The organism is Blastococcus sp. SYSU DS0539 (assembly GCF_054050855.1).
The window spans coordinates 13,527-35,929 of the sequence record NZ_JBJHAF010000009.1 but is presented as its reverse complement, the minus strand read 5'-3'; the positions used below and the strand labels follow the sequence as shown (position 1 = coordinate 35,929).

General features: G+C 75.1%; 20 protein-coding genes, 1 tRNA gene and 4 pseudogenes. 10 read left to right on the top strand and 15 right to left on the bottom strand.

The window, feature by feature from the left end; genetic code table 11:
- Window positions 1-37: 37 nt before the first annotated feature.
- Both ACI790_RS12505 and ACI790_RS12500 read left to right on the top strand, forming a co-directional pair.
- Complete coding sequence (locus ACI790_RS12505; protein ID WP_456570093.1) at window positions 38-307, top strand: helix-turn-helix domain-containing protein; 270 nt, start codon at window positions 38-40, stop codon at window positions 305-307.
- Window positions 308-319: 12 nt separating this feature from the next.
- The gene (locus ACI790_RS12500) at window positions 320-1,201 is read left to right on the top strand and encodes a glycosyltransferase family 2 protein (RefSeq protein ID WP_456570092.1); all 882 of its coding nucleotides are present in this window, start codon (window positions 320-322) and stop codon (window positions 1,199-1,201) included.
- Here ACI790_RS12500 and ACI790_RS12495 read toward each other — a convergent pair.
- Window positions 1,179-2,048 (bottom strand): polysaccharide pyruvyl transferase family protein, encoded by an 870-nt coding sequence (locus ACI790_RS12495; RefSeq protein ID WP_456570091.1) that lies wholly within the window; start codon window positions 2,046-2,048, stop codon window positions 1,179-1,181. The genes ACI790_RS12500 and ACI790_RS12495 overlap by 23 nt on opposite strands.
- A 104-nt stretch (window positions 2,049-2,152) precedes the next feature.
- Here ACI790_RS12495 and ACI790_RS12490 point away from each other — a divergent pair, with 104 nt between their 5' ends.
- A complete protein-coding gene (locus tag ACI790_RS12490; RefSeq protein WP_456570090.1) occupies window positions 2,153-2,662 on the top strand; it encodes a VOC family protein in 510 nt (169 codons plus the stop codon).
- Window positions 2,663-2,756: 94 nt separating this feature from the next.
- On the opposite strand, the gene ACI790_RS12485 is transcribed toward ACI790_RS12490, so the two are convergent.
- The 4 genes from ACI790_RS12485 to ACI790_RS12470 form a co-directional block, all read right to left on the bottom strand.
- The gene (locus tag ACI790_RS12485) at window positions 2,757-3,047 is read right to left on the bottom strand and encodes a GNAT family N-acetyltransferase (RefSeq protein ID WP_456570089.1); all 291 of its coding nucleotides are present in this window, start codon (window positions 3,045-3,047) and stop codon (window positions 2,757-2,759) included.
- A gap of 8 nt (window positions 3,048-3,055) precedes the next feature.
- A complete protein-coding gene (locus ACI790_RS12480) occupies window positions 3,056-3,274 on the bottom strand; it encodes a ferredoxin (RefSeq protein WP_456570088.1) in 219 nt (72 codons plus the stop codon).
- The gene (locus tag ACI790_RS12475) at window positions 3,271-4,587 is read right to left on the bottom strand and encodes a cytochrome P450 (protein ID WP_456570087.1); all 1,317 of its coding nucleotides are present in this window, start codon (window positions 4,585-4,587) and stop codon (window positions 3,271-3,273) included. Before ACI790_RS12475 ends, ACI790_RS12480 begins: the two co-directional genes overlap by 4 nt.
- Before the next feature lie 137 nt (window positions 4,588-4,724).
- A tRNA-Met gene (locus ACI790_RS12470) sits at window positions 4,725-4,798 on the bottom strand.
- A gap of 115 nt (window positions 4,799-4,913) precedes the next feature.
- Here ACI790_RS12470 and ACI790_RS12465 point away from each other — a divergent pair.
- The 5 genes and pseudogenes from ACI790_RS12465 to ACI790_RS12445 all read left to right on the top strand — a co-directional run.
- Window positions 4,914-5,447 carry a hypothetical protein gene (locus ACI790_RS12465; RefSeq protein ID WP_456570086.1) on the top strand — a complete coding sequence of 178 codons (534 nt, stop codon included), beginning with the start codon at window positions 4,914-4,916 and terminating at the stop codon, window positions 5,445-5,447.
- A gap of 165 nt (window positions 5,448-5,612) precedes the next feature.
- Window positions 5,613-6,638: an SDR family oxidoreductase gene (locus tag ACI790_RS12460; RefSeq protein ID WP_456570085.1), complete on the top strand. Its 1,026-nt coding sequence runs from the start codon at window positions 5,613-5,615 to the stop codon at window positions 6,636-6,638.
- Window positions 6,639-6,641: 3 nt separating this feature from the next.
- Window positions 6,642-7,034: pseudogene (locus ACI790_RS12455) on the top strand (trehalase-like domain-containing protein); the annotation flags it as partial.
- Window positions 7,035-7,209: 175 nt separating this feature from the next.
- Window positions 7,210-8,169 (top strand): annotated as a pseudogene (locus ACI790_RS12450) (glycoside hydrolase family 15 protein); the annotation flags it as partial.
- Between the two features lie 97 nt (window positions 8,170-8,266).
- Window positions 8,267-8,335, top strand: a pseudogene (locus tag ACI790_RS12445) (hypothetical protein); the annotation flags it as partial.
- A 212-nt stretch (window positions 8,336-8,547) separates the two neighbouring features.
- Here the strand turns inward: ACI790_RS12445 and nrfD are convergent.
- The 3 genes and pseudogenes from nrfD to fdh form a co-directional block, all read right to left on the bottom strand.
- Window positions 8,548-9,591 (bottom strand): NrfD/PsrC family molybdoenzyme membrane anchor subunit, encoded by a 1,044-nt coding sequence (gene nrfD, locus ACI790_RS12440; protein ID WP_456570084.1) that lies wholly within the window; start codon window positions 9,589-9,591, stop codon window positions 8,548-8,550.
- Window positions 9,588-10,625: a 4Fe-4S dicluster domain-containing protein gene (locus ACI790_RS12435; protein WP_456570083.1), complete on the bottom strand. Its 1,038-nt coding sequence runs from the start codon at window positions 10,623-10,625 to the stop codon at window positions 9,588-9,590. Before ACI790_RS12435 ends, nrfD begins: the two co-directional genes overlap by 4 nt.
- Window positions 10,622-13,918: pseudogene (gene fdh, locus ACI790_RS12430) on the bottom strand (formate dehydrogenase). The gene ACI790_RS12435 and the pseudogene fdh overlap by 4 nt, the downstream one beginning before the upstream one ends.
- Window positions 13,919-14,109: 191 nt before the next feature.
- Here fdh and ACI790_RS12425 point away from each other — a divergent pair.
- A complete protein-coding gene (locus tag ACI790_RS12425; RefSeq protein WP_456570082.1) occupies window positions 14,110-15,579 on the top strand; it encodes a phytoene desaturase family protein in 1,470 nt (489 codons plus the stop codon).
- 98 nt (window positions 15,580-15,677) lie between these two features.
- Window positions 15,678-16,088: a phage holin family protein gene (locus ACI790_RS12420; RefSeq protein WP_456570081.1), complete on the top strand. Its 411-nt coding sequence runs from the start codon at window positions 15,678-15,680 to the stop codon at window positions 16,086-16,088.
- 13 nt (window positions 16,089-16,101) lie between these two features.
- Here ACI790_RS12420 and ACI790_RS12415 read toward each other — a convergent pair whose 3' ends face one another.
- The 7 genes from ACI790_RS12415 to ccsA all read right to left on the bottom strand — a co-directional run bounded on the left by ACI790_RS12415 (window position 16,102) and on the right by ccsA (window position 22,403).
- Complete coding sequence (locus ACI790_RS12415) at window positions 16,102-17,010, bottom strand: cytochrome c oxidase assembly protein (protein WP_456570080.1); 909 nt, start codon at window positions 17,008-17,010, stop codon at window positions 16,102-16,104.
- The gene (locus ACI790_RS12410; RefSeq protein WP_456570079.1) at window positions 17,007-17,405 is read right to left on the bottom strand and encodes a hypothetical protein; all 399 of its coding nucleotides are present in this window, start codon (window positions 17,403-17,405) and stop codon (window positions 17,007-17,009) included. Before ACI790_RS12410 ends, ACI790_RS12415 begins: the two co-directional genes overlap by 4 nt.
- The gene (locus ACI790_RS12405; RefSeq protein ID WP_456570078.1) at window positions 17,402-18,640 is read right to left on the bottom strand and encodes a cytochrome c-type biogenesis protein CcmH; all 1,239 of its coding nucleotides are present in this window, start codon (window positions 18,638-18,640) and stop codon (window positions 17,402-17,404) included. The genes ACI790_RS12410 and ACI790_RS12405 overlap by 4 nt, the downstream gene beginning before the upstream one ends.
- Window positions 18,637-19,176: a TlpA family protein disulfide reductase gene (locus ACI790_RS12400; RefSeq protein ID WP_456570077.1), complete on the bottom strand. Its 540-nt coding sequence runs from the start codon at window positions 19,174-19,176 to the stop codon at window positions 18,637-18,639. Before ACI790_RS12400 ends, ACI790_RS12405 begins: the two co-directional genes overlap by 4 nt.
- On the bottom strand, window positions 19,173-21,170 hold the full coding sequence (locus tag ACI790_RS12395; RefSeq protein WP_456570076.1) for a heme lyase CcmF/NrfE family subunit: 1,998 nt from the start codon (window positions 21,168-21,170) through the stop codon (window positions 19,173-19,175). The genes ACI790_RS12400 and ACI790_RS12395 overlap by 4 nt, the downstream gene beginning before the upstream one ends.
- A complete protein-coding gene (locus ACI790_RS12390; RefSeq protein WP_456570075.1) occupies window positions 21,167-21,577 on the bottom strand; it encodes a cytochrome c maturation protein CcmE domain-containing protein in 411 nt (136 codons plus the stop codon). Before ACI790_RS12390 ends, ACI790_RS12395 begins: the two co-directional genes overlap by 4 nt.
- An 82-nt stretch (window positions 21,578-21,659) precedes the next feature.
- Entirely contained in the window at window positions 21,660-22,403 is a 744-nt protein-coding gene (ccsA, locus tag ACI790_RS12385; protein ID WP_456570074.1) for a cytochrome c biogenesis protein CcsA, read from the bottom strand.

The following is a 22,403-nucleotide window of genomic DNA, read 5'->3' as shown; positions in this document are numbered from 1 at the left end:
CTTCCGGTATGACAATCCCGGTATTACTATCACGGCCATGGTCCGACCGCCGCTGACGCCCGCCGAGCGCGACCGCGGCCGGCGTCTGGGGTCCCTGCTGCGCTCGGCCCGGGGCGAGCGCGCGCCCGCCGAGGTCGCCGCGACCTCCGGGGTGAGCCTCGAGGCCTTGCGCAAGATCGAGTCCGGGCGGGTGCCCACGCCGGCGTTCTTCACCGTCGCCGCCCTGGCCCGCGCCCTCGACCTGCCGCTCGACGAGCTGGCCCGAGCCCTCGACGACGCCCCCACCGGCACCGCGCTCTCCGCCTGACCCGACCGAGCTGTGCGGACCGAGCAGCGCGTCACCGTCGTCGTCGCCACCCGCGACCGCCGCGAGTCGCTGCTCCGCTCGCTGGCGCACCTGGCCGGCGGCCCTGCGGTGATCGTGGTGGACAACGCCTCGGCCGACGGCACGGCCGACGCCGTCCGCGCCGGGCACCCCGACGTGACGGTGGTGGAGCTGCCGGCCAACCGCGGCGCGGTGGCCCGGACGGTCGGCGTGCAGCGGGCCGGCACGCCCTACGTCGCCTTCGCCGACGACGACTCGTGGTGGGAGCCCGGAGCGCTGGACCGCGCCGCCGACCTGCTGGACGCCCACCCCCGGGTCGCGCTGCTGGCCGGCCGGGTGCGGATGGCCGCCGACGGGTCGATCGACGCGGTCACCCGCAAGCACCGGGCCGCCGTGCTCGGGACGACGCCCGGGAGCCCGGGGCCGGACGTGCTGAGCTACCCGGCGTTCGCCACGGTCCTCCGCCGCGACGCCTACCTGGCGGTCGGCGGGTTCTCGCCGCTGCTGTTCTTCGGCGGCGAGGAGCACCTGCTGGCGCTCGACCTCGCGGCGGCCGGCCGGCAGCAGTGCTACGCCGACGACGTCGTCGCCTGGCACGACCCGGCCGGTCCGCCGACCGTCTCCGCGTCGCGCTGGGCGCTGCAGACCCGCAACGACCTGCTGGTCGACTGGCTGCGCCGGCCGCTCCCGGTCGCGCTGGCGGCCACCGGCCGCCTGGCCCGCAGGGCAGCGACCGATCCGGCCGCCCGGGCGGCGCTGCGCGGCTGGGCCCGCCGGTTGCCGGCCGCGCTGCGGCAGCGGCGGCCGGTTCCGGCGGAGGTCGAGCGGCGGTTCGCGGCGGCGCAGCGGCCGCTCAGCGACCCAGCTGCCGGGTGAGCCACTCGCGCGCGCGGTCGTTGCCTGCCGCGCCCAGCACCCGGGACCGGCCGACCGCGCCGGCCAGCTCACCGCCGAGGCAGCGGGCCAGGGCGTCGTCGAGCGCCTGCGGCGTCACCTCCTCGGCGGAGAGCACCAGCGGCCACTCCAGCGCCTTCGCCTGACCGCTGACCTTCGCCCCGCCCTCCACCGGGTCGCAGGCGATGACCGGTCGGTCGTGCTTGAGGCCGAGCACCATCCCGTGCAGCCGCATGCTCACCACGACGTCGCACCGGCGCAGGAGCGCCTCGACCTGCGCCGGGCGGCGCGGGTGGGGCTTCTCGAACAGGTCGGTGTCGATCGGGAACCAGGGCAGGGCCCGCGCGGCGAGCCACTCCTCGATCACGCCGCGGACCCGATCGGCCCGGCTGCGGTCGCCGTACTCGCCCTGTACCGGCGCGAAGGCCACCGCCAGGACCGGCGCCTCGGGCGCGGGGCCCGCGATCGCCAGGTCCGGCCGCGTCACGCCCGGCGCGTCCCGCTCCCAGAGGGCGTCGAACATCGTGCGGGCGGCGTCGTCGACGACGGAGACGTTCACCGCCCAGCGCTGCGCGCCGACGAACGCGGCCGTCAGCTCCGGCAGCGGGGGCAGGTCGCCGACCGGTCCGGTGGTGAACACCAGGTGCGTGTAGCCGGCGGGATCGACGTCTCGCCAGTGCACGCCCCGGCCCAGGTAGGGCGCCCAGGCGACGTCGTGGTCGATGCCCAGCTCGGTGAGCCAGCCGACCACCGCGTCGGCCCCCAGCTCGTCGCCGACGGTGGCGATCACCTCGTCGAAGCTGAACCACCCGGCCACGAGAACCCGCATGATCCCCACCCTCGCAGGAGGACCGGCGGCGGGCACGGGCGGGGAACGAGATCACCGTCTTCCCGGTTGTCGCCGGTAGCCGTCCCGAGCCAGGAGGAACAACCGTGCGCACCCCCGAGAACGACCGCGACCTGACCGCGCTGGAGAACGCGCGGGCCCGGATCCGGGAGGCCCACCTGCGCCCCGCCGGGCAGCGGCCGGCGTCGACCGCGCGGGGGCTGCACCACACCGCGCTGATCAGCAGCGACGTCGAGCGGACGGTGCGCTTCTACCAGGACGTGCTCGGCTTCCCGCTGACGGAGCTGATCGAGAACCGCGACTACCCCGGTTCGTCGCACTTCTTCTTCGACATCGGCAACGGCAACCTGCTGGCCTTCTTCGACTTCCCGGGCCTGGACGTCGGCCCGTACGCCGAGGTACTGGGTGGCCTGCACCACCTGGCGATCAGCGTCGAGCCGCAGCGGTGGGAGGAGCTCGTACGGCGGCTCACCGAGGCCGGCGTCGCGCACGAGGTGCACAGCGGCGTCTCGGTGTACTTCCGCGACCCCGACGGCGCCCGCATCGAGCTGATCGCCGACCCGCTCGGCGAGATGTACGGCTCGAGGGTGCTGTGAACTCGAAGGTGCTGTGAGCTCTAAGGTGCTGTGAGCTCGAAGGTGCTGTGAGCGGGACCGGTGGGGCGGGCGGACCGCCCCACCGGTGCCGGGGTCAGCGCTCCGGGTCGGCGACGAGGTCGGCGTAGTCGGGGTGCCGCTCGATCCAGCCGGCCACGAACGAGCAGCGCGGCACCACGGACCCGCCGCGGGACCGCACCTCGTCGAGGGCGGCCCGCACCAGCGTGCTGCCGAGGCCGGACTCCCCGGCGCCGGGGTCGACCTCCGTGTGGGTGAACACCAGGGTCTCGCCGCGACGCTCGTAGGCGGCCACCCCCAGCACGCGGTCGCCGTCGCGGATCTCGAAGCGGTCGGACTCGGGGACGTCGGTGACGGTGGTCTCCATGGAACGGGTCAACCGGCCGCGGGGGCCGGCTGTTCCGCCACCAGCCGCAGCGCCTGCGTCGGGCACTGCCGCACCGCCTCCTCGGCGTCGCGGACGTCGGCGCCCTCCGGGTGCGCGCGCAGCACCACGACCGTCCCCTCGTCGCCCACCTCGAACAGGTCGGGTGCCAGCGCCTCGCAGGCCCCGGCGCCCACGCAACGCTCGAGATCCGCCTCCAGCCGGGTCACCGGGCACCCGTCAGCCGGGCCGGGAGCCGCTTGAGCCCGTTGACGAACGACGAGCGCAGGCGGGCCGGCGGGCCGGTCACCTCCAGGTCGGGCAGCTGCTCGAACACCTTGGTGAAGGTGACCGCCAGCTCCCGGCGGGCCAGGTGCGCACCCAGGCAGAAGTGCGGCCCCTTGGACCCGAAGCCGACGTGCGGGTTGGGGTCGCGCGCCAGGTCGAACCGGTGCGGCTCGGCGAACACCTCGGGGTCGCGGTTGGCGGCGGCGTAGAAGAGCAGGAACTTGTCGCCGGCGGCGAACCGGTAGCCGTTCACCTCGCCGTCCCGGGTGGCGGTGCGGCGCATCCAGGTCACCGGGCTGGTCCAGCGGACGACCTCCTCGACCGCCGTCCGGGTCAGGCCGGGATCGGCCATCCAGCGGGCCCGCTGGTCAGGGTGCTCCTGCAGCGCCAGCAGGCCCTGCGAGAGAGCGTTGCGGGTGGTCTCGTTGCCGGCCACCAGCAGCAGGATGAAGAAGGACGCGATCTCCTGGTGGCTGAGCCGCTCGCCGTCGACCTCGGTGGTGACCAGGGCGGTGGTGAGGTCGTCGGTGGGCTGCTCCACCCGCTCGGCGGCCAGCCGCTCCATGAGCGCGGCCAGCTCGATCCCCGCCATGAGGACGGCGGTGAGCGGGTCCTCCTCGTCCTCCAGCAGCTCCGGGTCGCCGCCGGAGAGGATGACGTTGGACTTGGCCAGCACCATGGCCCGGTCCTCCTCCGGCACGCCCATCATGTCGCAGATGACCCGCAGCGGGATGGGCGCGGCGAGGTCGGCGACGACGTCGAAGGTGCCGTCCCCCCCGGTCGCCTTCCGCCGCACCTCGGCGAGGACGTCGTCGGCGATCGCGGCGACGGAGTCCACCACGCGCTCGAGCATCCGCGGGGTGAACGTCTTCGCCACGATCCGCCGGATCTTGGCGTGCCGCGGGTCGTCCATGCTGATCAGCGAGCCGTAGAACTCGTTGAGGTCGGCCGGGATGTCCTGGATGGACACCGCGCCCTCACCCGAGCAGAAGACGGCGGGCTGGCAGCTGATCGCCTCCAGGTCCGCGTAGCGGGTCACCGCGTGGTAGCCGGGGCCGGTCGCCATGTTCGGGATCTCGGGTTCGGCGAAGAACGCGAAGGGGCGCTCCTGGCGCAGCCGGTCGAAGACGGCGTGCCGCTCGGCCGGGGGGCGCACCCAGAAGTCCCGGTCGGACAGGTCGATGCCGAGATCGGCGGCGTCCACCTTGCGCGGCGGCGGAACGGTTCCCGGTGCTGGTGCGGCGTCGACGGACACGAGTGGTCCTCTCCTGAGCGGCGGTCGTCCCACCGCACGTTAGAGAGAATCGGGGTGACACACAACACACCACGGCGGGCGGGCCGGTGCGGATGCACGAAGGCCCGGTCACCTGCGGAACCGGGCCTTCGTCGGAGTAGCGGGGACAGGATTCGAACCTGCGACCTCTGGGTTATGAGCCCAGCGAGCTACCGAGCTGCTCCACCCCGCGTCGGCGCGTCCGACCCTACACCCACCGTCCCGTGCCCCGTCTGCCGCAGCGACCGCGCGCTCCGCCCGATCGGCGACGAGACTGTCGCCAACCGTGCCCGACCCCTGGAGGTCCCGTGTCCCAACCGTCCGGACTGCACAACGTCGATCTGCTGGCCATCTACTGCAACGACCACCTGGCCGCCTCCACCGGGGGCATCGAGCTGGTGCGGCGGATGCTGGACGTCCACCGGGGCACGGCCTACGCGCCGAAGCTCGAGCAGCTCCTGGCCGAGCTCCACGAGGAGAAGGCCGCGCTGCGCTCGACGATGGACGCCCTCGGCCTGCCGGTCCAGCGGTACAAGCAACTGGCGCTGTGGGTGGGCGAGAAGGCCTCCCGGCTGAAGCTCAACGGCCGGCTGCTGAGCCGCTCCCCGCTGAGCGACCTGGTGGAGTTCGAGTTCCTCGCCTCCGCCGTCCGGGCCAAGCGCAGCGGCTTCGAGAGCCTCCGGGAGGTGGCCGACGCCGACGGTCGGCTGGACAAGGAGCAGCTCGACGGGCTGGTCGAGCAGGCCAACCGGCAGCACGAGTGGCTCACCACCGCACGCCGCGAGGTCGCCGCCCGGGTCTTCGGCGGGAACGACCACGCTCCGGAGAAGGCCGCCGACTGACGCCTCCGCGCCGCCCGGGCCCGATCCGTCCACCGGATCGGGTTTGCTCCCCGCGCCCACCGTGCACACCGTGAGGAGCCGGCGGTGCGTGCCCGGGGTGGCAGCGCCGAGTCCGGGCGGCCGGCTGTGCGCCTGGCCGTGACGACCACCACGGAAGGGTCTGCCGTGCGCGGAAGGGAACGAGCCGGGACGGGGCGGGTCGTCGTCGTCACCGGGGCCAGCGGCGGGATCGGACGGGCGAGCGCGGTCGCCTTCGCCCGCAGAGGGGACCGCGTCGCCCTGCTGGCCCGCGGTGAGACCGGTCTCGCCGCCGCCGCGGCGGAGGTCCGGGACGCCGGGGGGACGCCGCTGGTGATCCCCGTCGACGTCGCCGACGCGGCGGCCGTCGACGCCGCGGCGAGCCGGGTGGAGGACGAGCTCGGGCCGATCGACGTCTGGTGCAACGTCGCCTTCAGCACGGTGTTCGCGCCCTTCGACCGGATCACCCCCGCGGAGTGGGAGCGGGTCACCCAGGTCACCTACCTGGGCTTCGTGCACGGCACCATGTCCGCGCTGCGGCGGATGAAGCCGCGCGACCGCGGGGTGATCGTGCAGACCGGCTCCGCGCTGGCCTACCGGGGCATCCCGCTGCAGAGCGTCTACTGCGGCGCCAAGCACGCCATCAAGGGGTTCACCGAGTCGTTACTGACCGAGCTGCGGCACGACGGCAGCAACGTCCACGTGACGATGGTGAACCTGCCCGGGGTCAACACCCCGCAGTTCGACTGGGTGCTCAACAAGCTCCCCGAGCGGCCGCAGCCGGTGCCGCCGATCTACCCGGTGGACCTGATGGCCGAGGCGCTGGTGCACGCCAGCGAGCACCCGCGCCGCCGCGCGTGGTGGGTCGGCAACCCGACGGTGTGGACGATCCTGGGCAACAAGGTCTGGCCGCAGTTCCTCGACCGGTACCTCGCCCGGAACGGCTACGAGGGCCAGCAGCGGGGCGAGCCGGCCTCCCCCGACGACCCGGTCAACCTCTGGGAGCCGGCCGACGGACCCGACGGCCGCGACTTCGGCGCCCGGGGCAGCTTCCGCCACCGCACCCGCACCTGGGATCCGCAGATCTGGGCCTCGCGCCACCACGGCGCGCTGGCCGCGGCCGGCGCCGGGGCGGTCGCCTCCGGCCTCGCCGCGTGGCGCCGCGCTCGGTGACCGATGGCGCGGCGGATCGAGGACTACGCGCTGATCGGTGATCTGCAGACCGCCGCCCTCGTGGGCCGCGACGGGTCGATCGACTGGCTGTGCCTACCCCGCTTCGACTCCCCCGCCTGCTTCGCCGCGCTCCTGGACGACGACCGCGCGGGTCGCTGGCTGCTGGCGCCCAGCGGGGCGGCCACGTGCACCCGACGCCGGTACCGCGGGGACTCGCTGGTGCTGGAGACGACGTGGGAGACCCCCGAGGGCTCGGTCGACGTCATCGACCTGATGCCCCTACGCGGCGAGGCCGCCGACGTCGTCCGGATCGTCGCGGGACGGTCCGGCCGGGTGCGGATGCGGACGGTCCTGCGGCCGCGGTTCGACTACGGCCACCTCCGGCCGTGGACCTACACCGACGGCGACGACGTCGTCGCCGTCGCGGGACCGGACGCGCTGTGGCTGCGCACGCCGGTCCCCCTCGAGCAGCACGACGGCACCGCGCGGGCGGAGTTCGGCGTCGGCGCCGGGGAACGCGTTCCGTTCGTGCTCAGCCACGGGGCCGTCCTACCGGCCGCGTCCCCGGGCACTGGACCCCGAGGCGGCGCTCGCCGACGCCGAGACGTTCTGGGCCGACTGGATCGGCCGGTGCGACTACACCGGGCGGTGGGACGACGCCGTCCGCCGCTCGCTGATCACCCTCAAGGCGCTGACCTACGCACCCACCGGGGGGATCGTCGCCGCGGCGACGACCTCCCTGCCCGAGCAGCTGGGCGGGGTGCGCAACTGGGACTACCGCTACACCTGGCTCCGGGACGCCACGTTCACCCTGCAGGCCCTGCTCGGCACCGGTTACGTGCACGAGGCGCGGGCGTGGCGCGACTGGTTGCTGCGCGCGGTGGCCGGGGATCCGGCGGATCTGCGGATCATGTACGGCGTCGACGGGGCCCGGCGCCTGCCGGAGCACGAGCTGCCCTGGCTGGCCGGCTACGAGGGCTCGGCACCGGTACGGATCGGCAACGGCGCGGCCGACCAGTTCCAGCTCGACGTCTGGGGCGAGGTGCTCGACGGCCTGCACCTGGCCCGCGAGGCCGGCATGCCGCACAGTGCCGACGCGTGGGCCCTGCAGCGGGAGCTCCTGGACTACCTCGAGGGCGCGTGGGACGAGCCCGACAACGGCCTGTGGGAGGTCCGCACCTCGCGACGGCACTTCGTGCACAGCAAGGTCATGGCCTGGGCCGGGGTCGACAGCGCGGTCCGGGCGGTCGAGCAGCAGGGCCTCGACGGTCCGGTGGACCGCTGGCGGGCGCTGCGCAGCGAGATCCACGCCGACGTCTGCGCGAAGGGCTACGACGCCGAGCGAGGCACCTTCACCCAGTTCTACGGCGGCCGCGGGCTCGACGCCGCCCTGCTGCTCATCCCGCGGTTCGGGTTCCTCGGCTGGGACGACCCCCGGGTGACCGGCACCGTCGACGCCGTCCGCCGCGAACTGGCCGAGGACGGTCTCCTGCTCCGGTGCCGGCCGGAGGCCGAGGACACCGACGACGGGCTGCCCGGCCCCGAGGGCGCCTTCCTCGCCTGCAGCTTCTGGCTGGTCGACGCGCTGAACGGGACCGGGCGCCGGGCGCCGGGCCGAGGCGACGCGGTTGTTCGAGCGGCTGCTGGACCTGCGCAACGACCTGGGGCTGCTCAGCGAGGAGTACGACACCCGGCTCGGTCGCCAGCTCGGCAACGTCCCGCAGGCGTTCAGCCACGTCGGCCTGGTCAACGCCGCCGTCACCTCAGCGGCACGCACCCGGCCGAGCAGACCGCACCGGGTGCCGCCGGCCGCTCGTGAGGCGAGCCACCGCGATGCGCATGGATGCGGGTATCGAGCGCGGATGACCGCAGTCGTGCGCATGAGCGCGGCGATCGCGCCCTCCCGATGTCAGGCGCCGCTCGACACTCCGTGGTCCGCCGCCGCGGCGTCCCGGTCGGCCGACCGGGCCCGCTGCGGCTCGACGGTGTACCTCGGGTCCGCCGCGCTGGCCATGCCGGCCTCGAAGACGCCGAACCGGGTGAGCGCCGAGCCGGCCGCGAGGAGCGCACCGCCGAGCGCCGCCGGCACCCGCCGCCGGCCGGCGGCGAGGGCCAGCGCCGTCCCCGTCGCGGTGCAGGCGCGCGCGGCCTTCAGCAGCCGCCCCGCACGACCGGTGCGGTAGGGCTCGCTGACCAGCCCGTGGCCGTGCTCGACCCGGTGCATCGTCCCCAGCTCGATCGCCGCCCCCGCCACGGCGACCCGCCGAGCCGGGCCGGCCTCGTCGACCGGCGTGCAGGCGAGGGCGATGCCGCCGCCCGCGGCCATGGCCGAGCCGGCGAAGACGAAGGGGAGCTCGCGGTGCGCCACGTGCCAGGACGGCACCGCGGTGTCGGCGATCAGCGCCGCGGTGTAGGTCGTCATCGGCCCGCCGAGCACCGCCGCGCCCGCCCCGGTGAGCAGGCGCAGCAGCGGGAACCGGCCCAGCAGGTGCGCCCCCGCGGTGGCCGTGGCCAGCGCGCTGAACGGCGCCAGGATCCAGGACCCCACCGACAGCGGCGAGCTCGGCTTGAACACCCGCAGCATGTAGAGGAACCGCTCCGGCCGGCCGAGGTCGTGGATGAGGAAGGCCACCGACGTCAGCGCCCCGCCCCCTGCGGACAGGTGCGCGACCCGCGCCAGGGCCGGCCGGCCGGTCAGCTCGGCCATCGCGCCCAGCAGCGCCGACGACCCCGCCGCGCCGCCCAGGAAGAGGTACAGCGGCACGTCCGGGGTCTTCCACACCGGCGGCTTGATCACCGGCCGCCCGTAGTAGGAGGTGAACTCCGCCTCCCCCACCACCGACTCGCCGGGCCGCGGCCGGCCGCCGGAGCGGCGGCGCCGTTCCCGGTCCTGTGCCGGCGGCCCGTCCGCCCGGCGCCAGCCCACCCCGGGAAGCCCCTCCCCCGCGGTCACCGGCGTCGCCCCACGAACGCCGACGCCACCAGGCCGACCACCATCGCCGCGCCCGCGGCGACGTGCCGCCACATCGAGGGCAGGTCGCGGGTGGTCACCACCGGATCCGGCGGGAGCCCGTAGACCTCCGGCTCGTCGAGCAGCAGGAAGAACGCCCCGGCACCGCCGACCCCGTCGGTCTCGTCGTGCCCGTACAGCCGGGCGCCCTCGACCCCCTTCTCCTGGAGCGCCGCCAGCCGGGCGTCGGCGCGGGCGCGGAGCTCGTCGAGGTCGCCGAACTGGATCGACTCGGTCGGGCAGGCGCTCGCGCACGCGGGCTGCAGCCCGTCGGTGAGCCGGTCGTAGCAGAGGGTGCACTTGAACACCCGGCCGTCGTCCTGCCGCTGGTCGATCACGCCGTAGGGGCAGGCCGGCACGCAGTAGCCGCAGCCGTTGCAGATGTCCTCCTGCACCACGACGGTGCCGAACTCGGTGCGGAACAGCGAACCGGTCGGGCAGACGTCCAGGCAGGCGGCGTGGGTGCAGTGCTTGCAGACGTCGGAGCTCATCAGCCACCGGATCTCCCGGTCCGCCGACGGCGTCTGCTGCGGTGCGCTCTGCTCCGCCGTGGTCGCCGACGCCGGCACCTGCGAGTGGACGACGGGCGGGTCCTCCAGCGGCCGCTGACCACCGACCGCCCCCGGCGCCCCCACGGTCGGCATCGGGAGGTCGACCGCGCGGCTCTGCTCGACGAAGGCCACGTGCCGCCAGCTGTTGGCGCCGAGCAGGCCGGTGTTGTCGTACGACGCCCCGGTCAGCCCGATCTGCGCGCGGTTGCCCTCGGCGTCGTCCATCGGCAGCGTGTTCCACTCCTTGCACGCCACCTCGCACGCCTTGCACCCGATGCACACCGACGTGTCGGTGAAGAAGCCGACCCGCGGCGGGTGGTCGTCGGCGTAGCCGCGTTCGCCGGCGACGTCGGGGACCGGCCCGAACAACCGGTTGTGCGGGTCGTCCCCGGAGAAGGCGGTGCTCGCCGAGCTGATCGTCGTCATGAGCGCTCCTCGATCGGGGCTCGTCCGTTGGGGCCGAGCCGCCCGCTGGCGACGCCGGCCCGGCGGCGGTGGTCCTCGACGAACTCGACCAGCGCCGGACCGCGGGGCCGGCGGCCGGGCCGGATGTCGCAGGTGGCCACCTTGGACTCCTGGATGTGCACGTTCGGGTCCATCACGACGCCGAGCAGCTCGTTCGCCGAGTCGCCGGTCGTGATGCCGTTCTGGCCCCAGTGGTAGGGGATGCCGATCTGGTGCACCTCGCGGCCGGCGACCCGCAGCGGGCGCATCCGCTCGGTGACCAGCACCCGTGCCTCGATGGCGTTGCGCGTGCTGACCAGCGTCGCCCAGCCCATGTGCTCCAGCCCTCGCTCCTCGGCCAGCTGGGGGCTGACCTCGCAGAAGAACTCGGGCTGCAGCTCGGCCAGGTACTCCAGGGTGCGGCTCATCCCGCCGGCGGTGTGGTGCTCGGTGAGCCGGTAGGTGGTGACGACGAACGGGAAGACCTCGTTCATCGCGGGGTTGGCCCGGTTCCACGCTCCCCGGAGCTCCTTGCGTGCCGGGTTGGCCTGCCGCGCGTACAGCGGGTTGGGCACCGGCGACTCGGCCGGCTCGTAGTGGGTCGGCATCGGACCGTCGGCCAGCCCGGCCGGCACGAAGAGCCATGCCTTGCCGTCGCCCTGCATGATGAACGGGTCGGTGCCGGCGAGCGCGTCCTCGGCGGTGGCGCCCTCGGCAGGTGTGAAGTCCGGCCGCTTGGTGGGCTCGAAGTCCGGGACGTCGGGGCCGGCCCACTTCCCGGCGTCCTCGTCCCAGTAGACGTACTTCTTCCGCTCGCTCCAGGGCCGGCCCTCGGGGTCGGCCGAGGCGCGGTTGTAGAGCACCCGGCGGTTCATGGGCCACGCCCAGCCCCACTCCGGCGCCACCAGGTCCTGCTCGGTGTGCGGCTTCTTGCGGTTGGCCTGGTTGACCTCGTCGGCGAAGACCCCGGAGTAGATCCAGCAGCCGCAGCTGGTGGATCCGTCGTCCTCGAGCTCGGTGTAGCCGGAGACCGCCGTGCCGTCCGGCCCCGTCCCGCTGATCTCGCGGAGCACCGCGTGGGCGCTCGGCTCGGCCAGGGGCCCGTGGGTCGGGTAGTCCCAGGTGAGGTCGAGGACGGGCCGGTCCCGCGGATCGGTGGACCCGGCGAGCTTCTCGCGGACGATGCGGCCGAGGTGGAAGTAGAACCACAGGTCGCTGCGGCAGTCCCCCTGCGGCTCCACGGCCTGGGAGTGCCACTGCAGCAGTCGCTGGGTGTTGGTGAACGAGCCGTCCTTCTCCACGTGCGCCGCCGCGGGCAGGAAGAACACCTCGGTGGGGATCTGCTCGGTCACCAGCTCACCGGTCTCGATCTCCGGACCGTTCTGCCAGAACGTCGCCGACTCGATCATCTGGAGGTCACGGACGACGAGCCACTCGAGGTTGGCCAGCCCGAGCCGGGACATCTTCCCGTTGGCGTTGCCGACGACGGGGTTCTCCCCGACGAGGAAATAGCCGGGCACGTTGCCCTGGATCTGCTCGGCGATCGTCTGGTAGTTGCTGTGGTCGCCGGTCAGCCGCGGCAGGTGGTCGAAGCAGAAGTCGTTCTCCGGCTGCGCGGCGTCTCCCCACCAGGCCTTCAGCAGGCTCACCGCGTACTTCCGCATGTTGCCCCAGTAGCCGACCGAACCCGAGGCCTCGGCGACGAAGTCGTCCAGGTCGCGGTCCTCGCGGGCGTGCGGCATGGGGATGTAGCCGGGAAGGATGTTGTAGAGGGTGGGGATGTCGGTCGAGCCCTGGATGCTGGCGTGTCCGCGCAGCGCCAGGATGCCGCCACCCGGGCGGCCCATGTTCCCGAGCAGCGCCTGCAGCACGCTGGCCGCGCGGATGTACTGGACGCCGACGGTGTGCTGGGTCCAGCCCACGGAGTAGACGAACGCGCTGGTGCGCTCGCGGCCGGAGTTCCTGGTCAGCGCATCGGCGACCTTCGCGAACACCGCCGGCTCGATGCCGCAGACCTCGTGGACCAGCTCCGGGGTGTAGCGCGCGTAGTGGCGCTTGAGCACCTGGTAGACGCACCGCGGGTGCTCGAGCGTCTCGTCCCGACGGGGCTTGCCGCCGATGGGCACGCCGCCGCTGCCCGACTCCTCCGAGCCGCCCTCGGCGTGCTCCTCCGGGTCCGGCGCCGCGGGCCGCCCTCCACCGGGGACGCCGGACGCCCCCGGCTTCGGCGACTGGCGCTGCCCGGCCGCGGCGGTGACCTCCGTGCCCTCGTACTGCCAGGACGTCTCGTCGTACTGCCCCTTCTCGGGGTCGTAGCCGGAGAACAGGCCGTCGAGGTCCTCGGTGTCCTGGAAGTCCTCCCGCAGGATCGCCGCCGCGTTGGTGTAGGCGGCCACGTACTCCCGGAAGTCCAGCCCGTTGGACAGGACGTGGTTGATCAGACCGCCGAGGAAGGCGATGTCGCTGCCCGCGCGCAGCGGCACGTGCAGGTCGGCCAGCGCGCTGGTGCGGGTGAACCGCGGGTCGACGTGGATGACCGTCGCGCCCCGGGCCTTGGCCTCCATCACCCACTGGAAGCCCACCGGGTGGGCCTCGGCCATGTTGGAGCCCTGGATGACGATGCAGTCGGCGTTGGCCAGGTCCTGCTGCGGCATCGTCGCGCCGCCGCGACCGAACGAGGTCCCCAGACCGGGGACCGTGGAGGAGTGCTATATGCGCGCCTGGTTCTCGACCTGCACCGCGCCCAGCGCGGTGTAGAGCTTCTTCATGAGGTAGTTCTCCTCGTTGTCGAGGGTCGCCCCTCCGAGGCTCGCTATCCCCATCGTGCGGTTGACCCGCTTGCCGTCGACCTCGTCCTGCCAGGTCTCGCGGCGGGTGCGGATCACCCGGTCGGCGATCATGTCCATCGCCGTGTCGAGGTCGAGGTCCTCCCACTCCGTGCCGTGGGGACGGCGGTACCGGACCTTCGTCTGGCGGGTGGGGCTGGTGACCAGGTTCTTGCTGGCCGCCCCCTTGGGGCACAGCCGTCCGCGGCTGATCGGCGAGTCCGGGTCGCCCTCGATCTGGGTGACCTTCTCGTCCTGCACGAACACCCGCTGGGAACAGCCGACGGCGCAGTACGGGCACACGCTCTGCACGACCCGGTCGGCGGTGGCCGTGCGCGGGACCAGTGCGTCCGTCCGCCTGCTGCGCACCGCCTCGCCGCGGCCGGAGGGATCGTCCCCGGTGAGCTGCCGGAACACCGGCCAGGCATCGAGCCAGGTCTTCATGAACACCCCCTGCAGAGCCCGACCGCCGGCGAGGGCGGACGGGTCGCTGGGCGTGCAGGCACGGTCTCGGTCGCACGCCTCGGTCCGTTCAGCTGCCGGCTCCGACCCTAGCGACAGCCGGGGCCACCTGCACCCCTGCGCGAGCCACGGCGACCGCCGGCTGGCCGGCGCGGGAGTCGTCGCCGAGCATGGGACCGATGAGCGGGAAGCCGGATGCCGTCGTCGTCGGTTCGGGGCCCAACGGGCTGGCGGCGGCGCTGCGGCTGGCCGCCGCCGGGCTGCGGGTGCAGGTCCTCGAGTGCGCGCAGACGCCCGGCGGAGGCATCCGGTCGGCGGGGTACACCCGGCCGGGCTTCGTCCACGACGTGTGCGCCGCGGTGCACCCCATGGCGGCCGCAGCACCGTTCTTCCGCGAGTTCGACCTGCCCGCCCGCGGGGTCCGGTTCGTCCAGCCGGAGATCGCGTACGCCCACCCGCTCGACGGCGGGCGGGCCGCGCTCGCGCGACGGTCGCTCGACGAGACGGCCGACGCCTTCGGGGCCGACGGCACCGCCTACCGGCGCCTGCTGGGCCCGCTGGTCGAGCACGGCGACGCCCTCGTGGACTACTTCCTGTCCAGCGCCCTGCGCCGGGTCCCCACGCGAGGGCTCCCGGCGCTCGCCGCGTTCGCCCTGGCGGGACTGCCCAGCATCCGGGGGCTGGTGCAGCGCCGGTTCCGGACGCCCGAGCCACAGGCCCTCCTCGCCGGCGCAGCCGCCCACGGGACGCTGGAGCTCACCCGGCCGATCACCGCCGGTCTCGGGCTGCTGCAGGGCATGCTCGCCCACCACGTCGGGTGGCCGCTGGTGGAGGGCGGGTCCCAGCGGCTGGCCGACGCGATGGTGACCGCGCTGGAGGAGCAGGGCGGCGAGGTGGTCACCGGGCACCTGGTCACCGATCTGCGCGAGTTCGAGGGGGTCCCCGCCGTCCTCCTGGACACCACGCCGGAGGCGTTCGTCCGCATGGCCGGCGACCGCACCCCCGAGGGCTACCGGCGCTGGGTGGCCCGCTACCGGCACGGCCCGGGCGTCTTCAAGATCGACTGGGCGCTCTCCGAGCCGGTGCCGTGGGCGGACCCGGAGGTCCGCCGGGCGGGCACCGTGCACCTGGCCGGCACCCTGGAGGAGACCGTCGCCGCGGAGTCCGCGCCGGCCGCCGGGCAGATCCCGGACCGGCCGTTCGTGCTGGCCGTGCAGCCGACCGTGGTCGACCCGACGCGGGCGCCGTCCGGGGGGCACGTGCTCTGGGCCTACGTGCACGTGCCCCGCGGGTCGGACGTCGACATGACCGGGCGGATCGAGGCGCAGATCGAGCGGTTCGCCCCGGGCTTCCGGGACACCGTCCTGGCGCGGCACACCCTCAGCGCCCCGCAGATGGAGGCCGGCAACCCCAACGAGGTGGGCGGCGAGATCTCCAACGGCGAGGCGTCGCTGTGGCAGATGCTCGCCCGCCCGGTGCCCCGGTGGAACCCGTACCGGACGCCCCTGCCCGGCACCTACCTCGCCTCGGCGGCCACCCCGCCGGGGCCCGCCGTCCACGGGATGTGCGGGGACAACGCGGCCCGGGTGGCGCTGCGGGAGGTCTTCGGCGTTCGGACGGCACCCCCGCTGCGGCCGCCGGCCCGGTGATCCCCGGTCCGGCAGCGGCAAACCCGGTTCGGCCGCAGGCCTCGGGGTAGCCGAGCTGAGGCGGACGCGGACCACCTGCCGAGCACGAGGAGCCCCTCATGACCGACCCGGCCCCGAGCAGTTCCACCAGCGACCTGCTCCAGTCACTGACCGCCGATCTCTCGGCCCTGGTGCGCCAGGAGATCCAGCACGCCCAGGTCGAGCTGGCCGGCAAGGCCCGGCAGGCCGGCCGCGCCGGCGCGCTCCTCGGCGCCGCCGGTGCCCTCGGTGCGATGGCGGTCGGCAGCTCGACCGCCCTCCTCCTCCGGGCCCTGGACCGCCGGCTGAGCCCGCCCGCCGCGGCCGCCGTGGCGACCGGTCTCTACGCCGCCGGCGCCGGGGCTCTCGTGGCCGGGGCGCTGGCGGAGCTGCGCCGTGCGTGGCCGCTGGTCCCGGACGAGACGGTGGCCAGCCTGCGCGAGGACGTCCGGGCCGCCGCGGGCACCGATCGGCCCGCGCCCGCGGGGTGAGCCGCCGGGCCGCTCAGCGCGGTACGGCGCCCAGGACCTGGTTAGGGGACGACGCCCGGTCCGGCATGGGCGGCACCGGGAGCGGGGGCCGGTCGTCCACCGGTGCGGACCGGACCAGGCGGAAGACGAGCACGACGGCGGCCAGGAGGTAGACCGGTGTGCCGGCGGCCCACAGGACGGCGCCGGCCACCTGCTGGTCGGCCGTCGGGTCGAAGCCGTGGTCGGCCGCCGTCTCCACGTACACCCCGTACCAGGGCGTGGACGAGAGCATCATGACCCCACCCAGCACCGCCTCGCCGAACGCCGGGACGAGCACGGCGACCAGCCCGGCCACCAGCTGGCCCAGCCGTCGGCGCGGGATCCGCAGCACGCACCACCAGAAGACCACCGCCGCGCCGAGGAAGGTGAGGTGCTCGGCGACGTGCACCGCCTCCGAGCGCACCGCCGCCTCGTAGGCCCCGGGGAGGTGCCAGACGACGACCACCGCCAGGTAGCCGACGGCGACGCCGAGGACGACGACCGGACGGCGGGCGTGCCGGACCACCGCCGACCACGGTGGCGCCACGACCTCGCGGACCCGGGGCGGCAGCACGGTCAGCACACGCGGGACCGGGTCGGCGAGCACGAGCAGCGGGGCCGCCACGATGGTCAGCAGCAGGTGCTGGACCATGTGCGCGGTGAGCGAGTCCTCCGCCAGCCGCTCCAGCGGCGAGGCGAGGGCGGCGCCGAGCGCGATCAGGCCGAGCACCCAGGCCGCCCCGGGGCCGGCCGCGGCCCACGGCGACCGCCGGCGGGGCGCCGTCCAGGCCAGCAGGCACACGTAGCCGAGGGCGGCCGACGCGAGGAAGGCGATCGTCGGGTAGGACCACTGCGCGTCCCCGCCCAGCGGATGGGCGAGCGTGGTCACCGGGGAGCCGCTCACCGCCCCGCCTCCCCCGCGACCACGTCGAGGACCGTGTGCATCCCCGCGGCGTGGTGCCCGGTCACCGTGCACCACAGCTCGACGCGCTCGTCCGCCGCCACCGCGAAGCTCACCTCGTGCGCCTCGCCGGAGTCGAGCACCGGCGTGACGGCGCGCTGCTCCCCGTCGACGCGGACGGCCAGATCGTGCGGAGCGGCGCCGGCGTTGGTCACGATGAGCCGGACGCTGCCCGCGGCCAGCGGACGACCTTCGGTGACGATCTCCCACTCGGTCAGCCCGACCCGCTGGTCGGCGGCCGGCGGCGCCGGTGCGGTCGGCACGGCCTCGGTGGCGCACCCACCGAGGACGACCGCCAGACCGAGCGCCGCCGGCAGTCTCGCGAAGCGTCCCGTCACGGCTCCTCCAGCAGGGCGCGGACCGCGTCCGCGGCCGGGTGGTCCGGGGCCAGCGCCAGGAACCGACGCAGCGTGGTGCCCGCCGCGGGGTCCCCGAGCGTGTGCTCGGCGGTGCCCATCAGGAGCAGCGCCTGCGGATGCTCGGGATCGACGGCCAGGATGGTCTCCATCAGCGGGACGGCCTCGCCGGGCCGGTCGTCCCGGAGCAGGGCGAACGCCAGCGACAGCATCACCGCCGGTTCCTGCGGCCGTTCCTCGAGGACCGCGCGGTAGGCGGTCACCGCCTCGGTGAAGCGGCCGGCGTCGTCGAGGGCGCGCGCCTGCCGGAGCAGCTCGTCGGCCACGTCGGTCCCCCGGTCCGCCGGGGTGCCCACCGTCGCCGCCGTTCCGCCCGAGGCCGCGGCGGGCTCCAGGACGCGGGGAACGGCGACCAGGGCGAGCGCGCCGACCGCGGCCACCGCGACCACCGGCACGACGACCGCCGGCCGCGACAGCCGCCTCCGACGTCCCGGCGCCGCCTCCCGGTCCGCGGCCGGGCGGTCCACCTCGGCCGGGCGGTCCACCTGGGCCGGGCGGTCCGCCCCGGCCGGGCGGTCCACCTCGGCCGGGACGGGCGCCCGGCCGGACGTGAGCCGGAGGACCTCGGCCAGCAGCTCGTCCTCCGTGGCGCGCGAACGCGCGGTCCGCCGGGGCTCGGACCGGACGTCCTCCAGCAGCTGCAGGGCTGCCTCCAGACGCTCGTCGTCGCCCGATCCGGTCAGCCGTCCGGGCCGGCCGGCCACCGCGCGCACCGCGGCCTCGGCGGCCGCGCGGTCGGCATCGCTCAGCGCCGACCGCGAGGCGGGCCGCCGGCGGGAGACGAGGACACCGACGGCGAGCGCGCCGCCGAGCAGCGCCGCCCCCGGCAGGACGACCAGCAGCCAGCCCACCCCCTCCCGCGGCGGGTCCAGCAGGATCCACTCGCCGTACCGCCCGACGAACCAGTCGCGGATCTCCTCGGGGCTCTCCCCGGCCGCCACCTGGTCGGCGATGACCGCCCGCATCCCGCGCGCCGCCGGCGCCGCCGAGTCCGCCGCCGACTCCCCGGCGCACGTGGGGCACCGCAGCCCGGCCGCGATCTCGCGCGCGGCCGCCGCCGGGTCGGTCGGCCCGCTGGGCTCCTGGCGCCACCAGAGCGCAGCGACGAGCGCGAGGACCGCCAGCACGACGGCCAGGACCCGCGTCCGGCCGCTCACCCCGCCTCCAGCCGCGGGAGCACTTCCTCCGCCAGCCACGCGGCGGAGACGGGGCCCACCCGGCGGGCGACGACCGTGCCGTCCCGGTCGATCACGAAGGTCTCGGGTACGCCCGTCGTCCCCCACTCGACGGCCAGCCGGTTGTCGGGGTCGGCCACGCTGGGGAACGGCGTCCCACCGAGGCCGGCGAGGAACTCCCGCGCGGCCGCGTCGTCGTCGTTCACGTCGATGCCGACGATCCGCAGGCCCTGCGGCCCCCACTGCCGCGCCGTCTCGACCAGCAGCGGCATCTCCTCCCGGCAGGGAGCACACCAGGATGCCCAGACGTTCACCAGCACCACCGAGCCGCGCAGGTCCGCGAGGTCGACGTGGCCACCGTCGAGCGTGCGTCCCGACAGCGCCGGGGCCGGGCCGTCCAGGATCGCCGCGGCGGCCCCCCGCCGGGGTCCGTCGAGCGCCAGGGCCAGCGGCACGGTCAGTGCCAGCCCGACGAGCAGCGCCGGGACCAGGAGCAGCCACCGCCGCCGGCGGCTCACCGCTCCCCCTCCGCGAGGATCGGTACCGGGGCCTCCGCCGCGCCCGCCCCCCGCGCGGAGCGGCGCGCGGGCCACCCGGCCACCGCCGCCCCCAGCGCCATGACGCCTCCCGCGATCCAGAGCCAGGACACCAGGGGGTTCACCGCGATCCGGAGGAGCGCCCACCCGCCGTCCGGGTCGACCTCGGTGACGGTCAGGTAGACGTCGCCCGCGAGCGTGGACCGCACGGCCGGTGAGGCCACCGTGATCCCGTGCGCCGGAAAGGTCCGCAGCTCCGGGGCCGCCGTGCCGCGCACCTGCCCCGCCTCCGCCAGCGCCACCCGCGCGACCACCCGCATCTCCTGCGCCGTCCGCTCGCGCTCGACCGACTCCAGCTGCGCCGTCCAGTCCTCCGCGGCCACCCGTTCCCCCACCGCGACCCGCTGCTCCGTCGCCGTCGCGAAGGACGAGGACGCCGCGACGGCGACCGCGGCGAGCGCCACCCCGACGTGCACGATCAGCCCGCCGTACAGGCGCCGCCGGCGCCGGCCGGCCTCCAGCAGCGATCCCGGCCACGACTGCCCGGTGGCCCGCCGGACGACCCCGGCACCCTGTCCGGCCAGCTGGAGCGAGGTGGCGAGGACCAGCGCGGCCAGCCCGAACGCGGTGAGCGCCGCGGCCCCGTGCACGCCGAGCACCACCAGCACCGCCACCAGGGCGACGGCGACGGTGACCGGCACCGCGACCCGGCGGGCGAGCGCCGGCACGGAGTCGCCGCCCCAGGACACCAGCGGCCCCAGGGCCATGAGCAGCAGCACGACCAGCGCGACCGGCACCGCCATCTGGTTGAAGTACGGCGGGCCCACCGACACCTGCCGCCCGTCGGCCAGCTGGGCGAACACCGGGAACAGCGTGCCCAGGAGGACGGTGAAGGCCAGCCCGACCAGCAGGACGTTGTTGCCGAGGAAGACCGTCTCCCGCGACAGGCGGGCCTGCAGGGTGCCGTCGGGTCCCAGCCGGTCGGCGCGCCACACCAGCAGCCCCGCGACGGTGACCAGGACGACGGCGACGAACCCCAGGAGCAACGCGCCGAGCGTCGACCGGCTGAAGGCGTGGACGCTGTCCACGATGCCGCTGCGGGTGAGGAACGTGCCGACCAGCACGAGCACGAAACCGGCCACCGCCAGGCAGACGTTCCACACCCGGAGGGTCGCCCGCCGCTCCTGCACCATGGCCGAGTGCAGCAGGGCCGTGGCGGTCAGCCAGGGCAGCAGGGAGGCGTTCTCCACCGGGTCCCAGGCCCAGTAGCCGCCCCAGCCCAGGACCGCGTAGGACCACCAGGCGCCGAGCACGATGCCCAGGGTGAGGAAGGACCACGCCACGAGCGTCCAGCGGCGGACGGCCCGCAGCCAGCCGCGCCCGGTGTCCCCGGTGACGAGGGCGGCGACGGCGTAGGCGAACGGCACCGCGAGGCCGACGTAGCCCAGGTACAGCAGCGGGGGGTGCGCCCCCATGAGCGGGTTGTCCTGCAGCAGCGGGTTGGGGCCCGGGCCGTCGGCGGGAACCGGGGAGATCCGCTCGAACGCGTTGCCGCCGAACGACGCCAGCGCGAAGAAGAAGGCGGCGACGACCGACAGCGTCACGAGCACCCAGGGGTGGTGCGGCGCGGCCCGGGCGTCCGGGCGCCGGGCGACGGCGGCGGCGTAGCCGCAGAGCACGACCAGCCAGAGCAGCAGCGAGCCCTCCAGCGCCGCCCACAGGCTCGTCACCGTGTAGTACAGCGGCACGGCGCGGCCGCCGTTCTCCGCGACGTAGCGCACGCTGAAGTCGTCGGTGAGCAGCGCCCACTCGAGCACGGCGGCGGCGGCCAGCGCCGCGCCGAGGACGGCGTAGGTCAGCCGCCGCGCCGAGCCGGCCGTCCCGCGGCCGGTGGCGACGCCGGCCCAGACCGCGACGGACGTGAGCGCCAGGACGAGCCCCGAGGCCAGCGCGGCGGTCCCGAGCAGCGACGTCACCCGGCCTCCCCGATCGGCCGGTACTCGTTGGAGTGCTTGACCAGCACGAGGTCACCGACGAAGACGCCGTCGGATCGCAGCGATCCCTCGACCACGGCGCCCTGCCCCTCGGCGAACACCGCCGGCAGGGCGCCGACGTAGACGACGGGGAGGCTCCCGACGCCGTCCGTGACGGTGAACCGGGCCTCCGGGCCGACGCGGTCCAGCGATCCGGCCTGCACCAGACCACCCAGGCGCAGCCGCTCGTCCTCCGGCGGCTGCTCGGCGAGGACCTCCGTCGGCGTGCGGTAGTAGACGAGCGTGTCGGCCAGCCCGCTCACCCCCAGCAGCCCGAGGGCGGCCGCCACCGCCCCGACCACCACCAGGAGCCGCAGCGACAGGGTGCGCCGCCGCGCCGGCCGGCTCACCGGCCGCCCCGCGTCGACCACAGGTACCCCGCCCAGACCAGCAGCGTGAGCAGGTAGCCGAGGACCACCGCCAGCTGCCCGCTCACCGGCCGGCCCTCGGGACGACGGTGATGACCGGCGCCGCCGCACCCCCGCCGGCGGGACCGGGGGACACGGCCGCCGGATCGGACGCGTCCGCCCGCAGCCGGGCCACCCGGCGGCGGACGACCAGGACCGCCAGCACCGTGAAGGCCAGCACGCCCGCCGCCAGGGCCCACGCCATCGTGGGGTGGATGGGCGGGCTCCCCTCGGGGCCGAGCACGGTGGGCGGCTGGTGCAGCGTCCGCCACCACACGACCGAGAAGTGCACGACCGGCACGTTGAGGAAGGCCACGATGCCGACCGCGGCGGACCGGCGGGCGGCGACGTGCGGGTCCTCGGCCGTCCGGCGGACCCCGAGATAGGCGACGTAGACGAGCAGGAGCACCGCCGTCGTGACCAGGCGGGCGTCCCACGTCCACCAGACACCCCAGACCGGGCGGCCCCAGAGCATGCCGAGCGCGATCGCCAGCGCCGTCAGCCCGACGCCCAGCTCGGCGGCGGCCTGCGCGTACCGGTCGAAGCCGAGCTCGCGGCGCACCAGGTAGGCCACGCTGCACACCAGGACCGCCGCGAACGCCAGGTAGGCGACCCAGGCGGCGGGGACGTGCACGTACATCAACCGCTGCGCGGGGCCCTGCACGGCGTCCTCGGGAGCGACGACGAGCGCCAGGACGAGCGCGACCGCGCTGGTGGCCGCCGCAGCGGTGGCGAGGAGCCCGTCACCGCGCACCGGTGTCCTACGCAC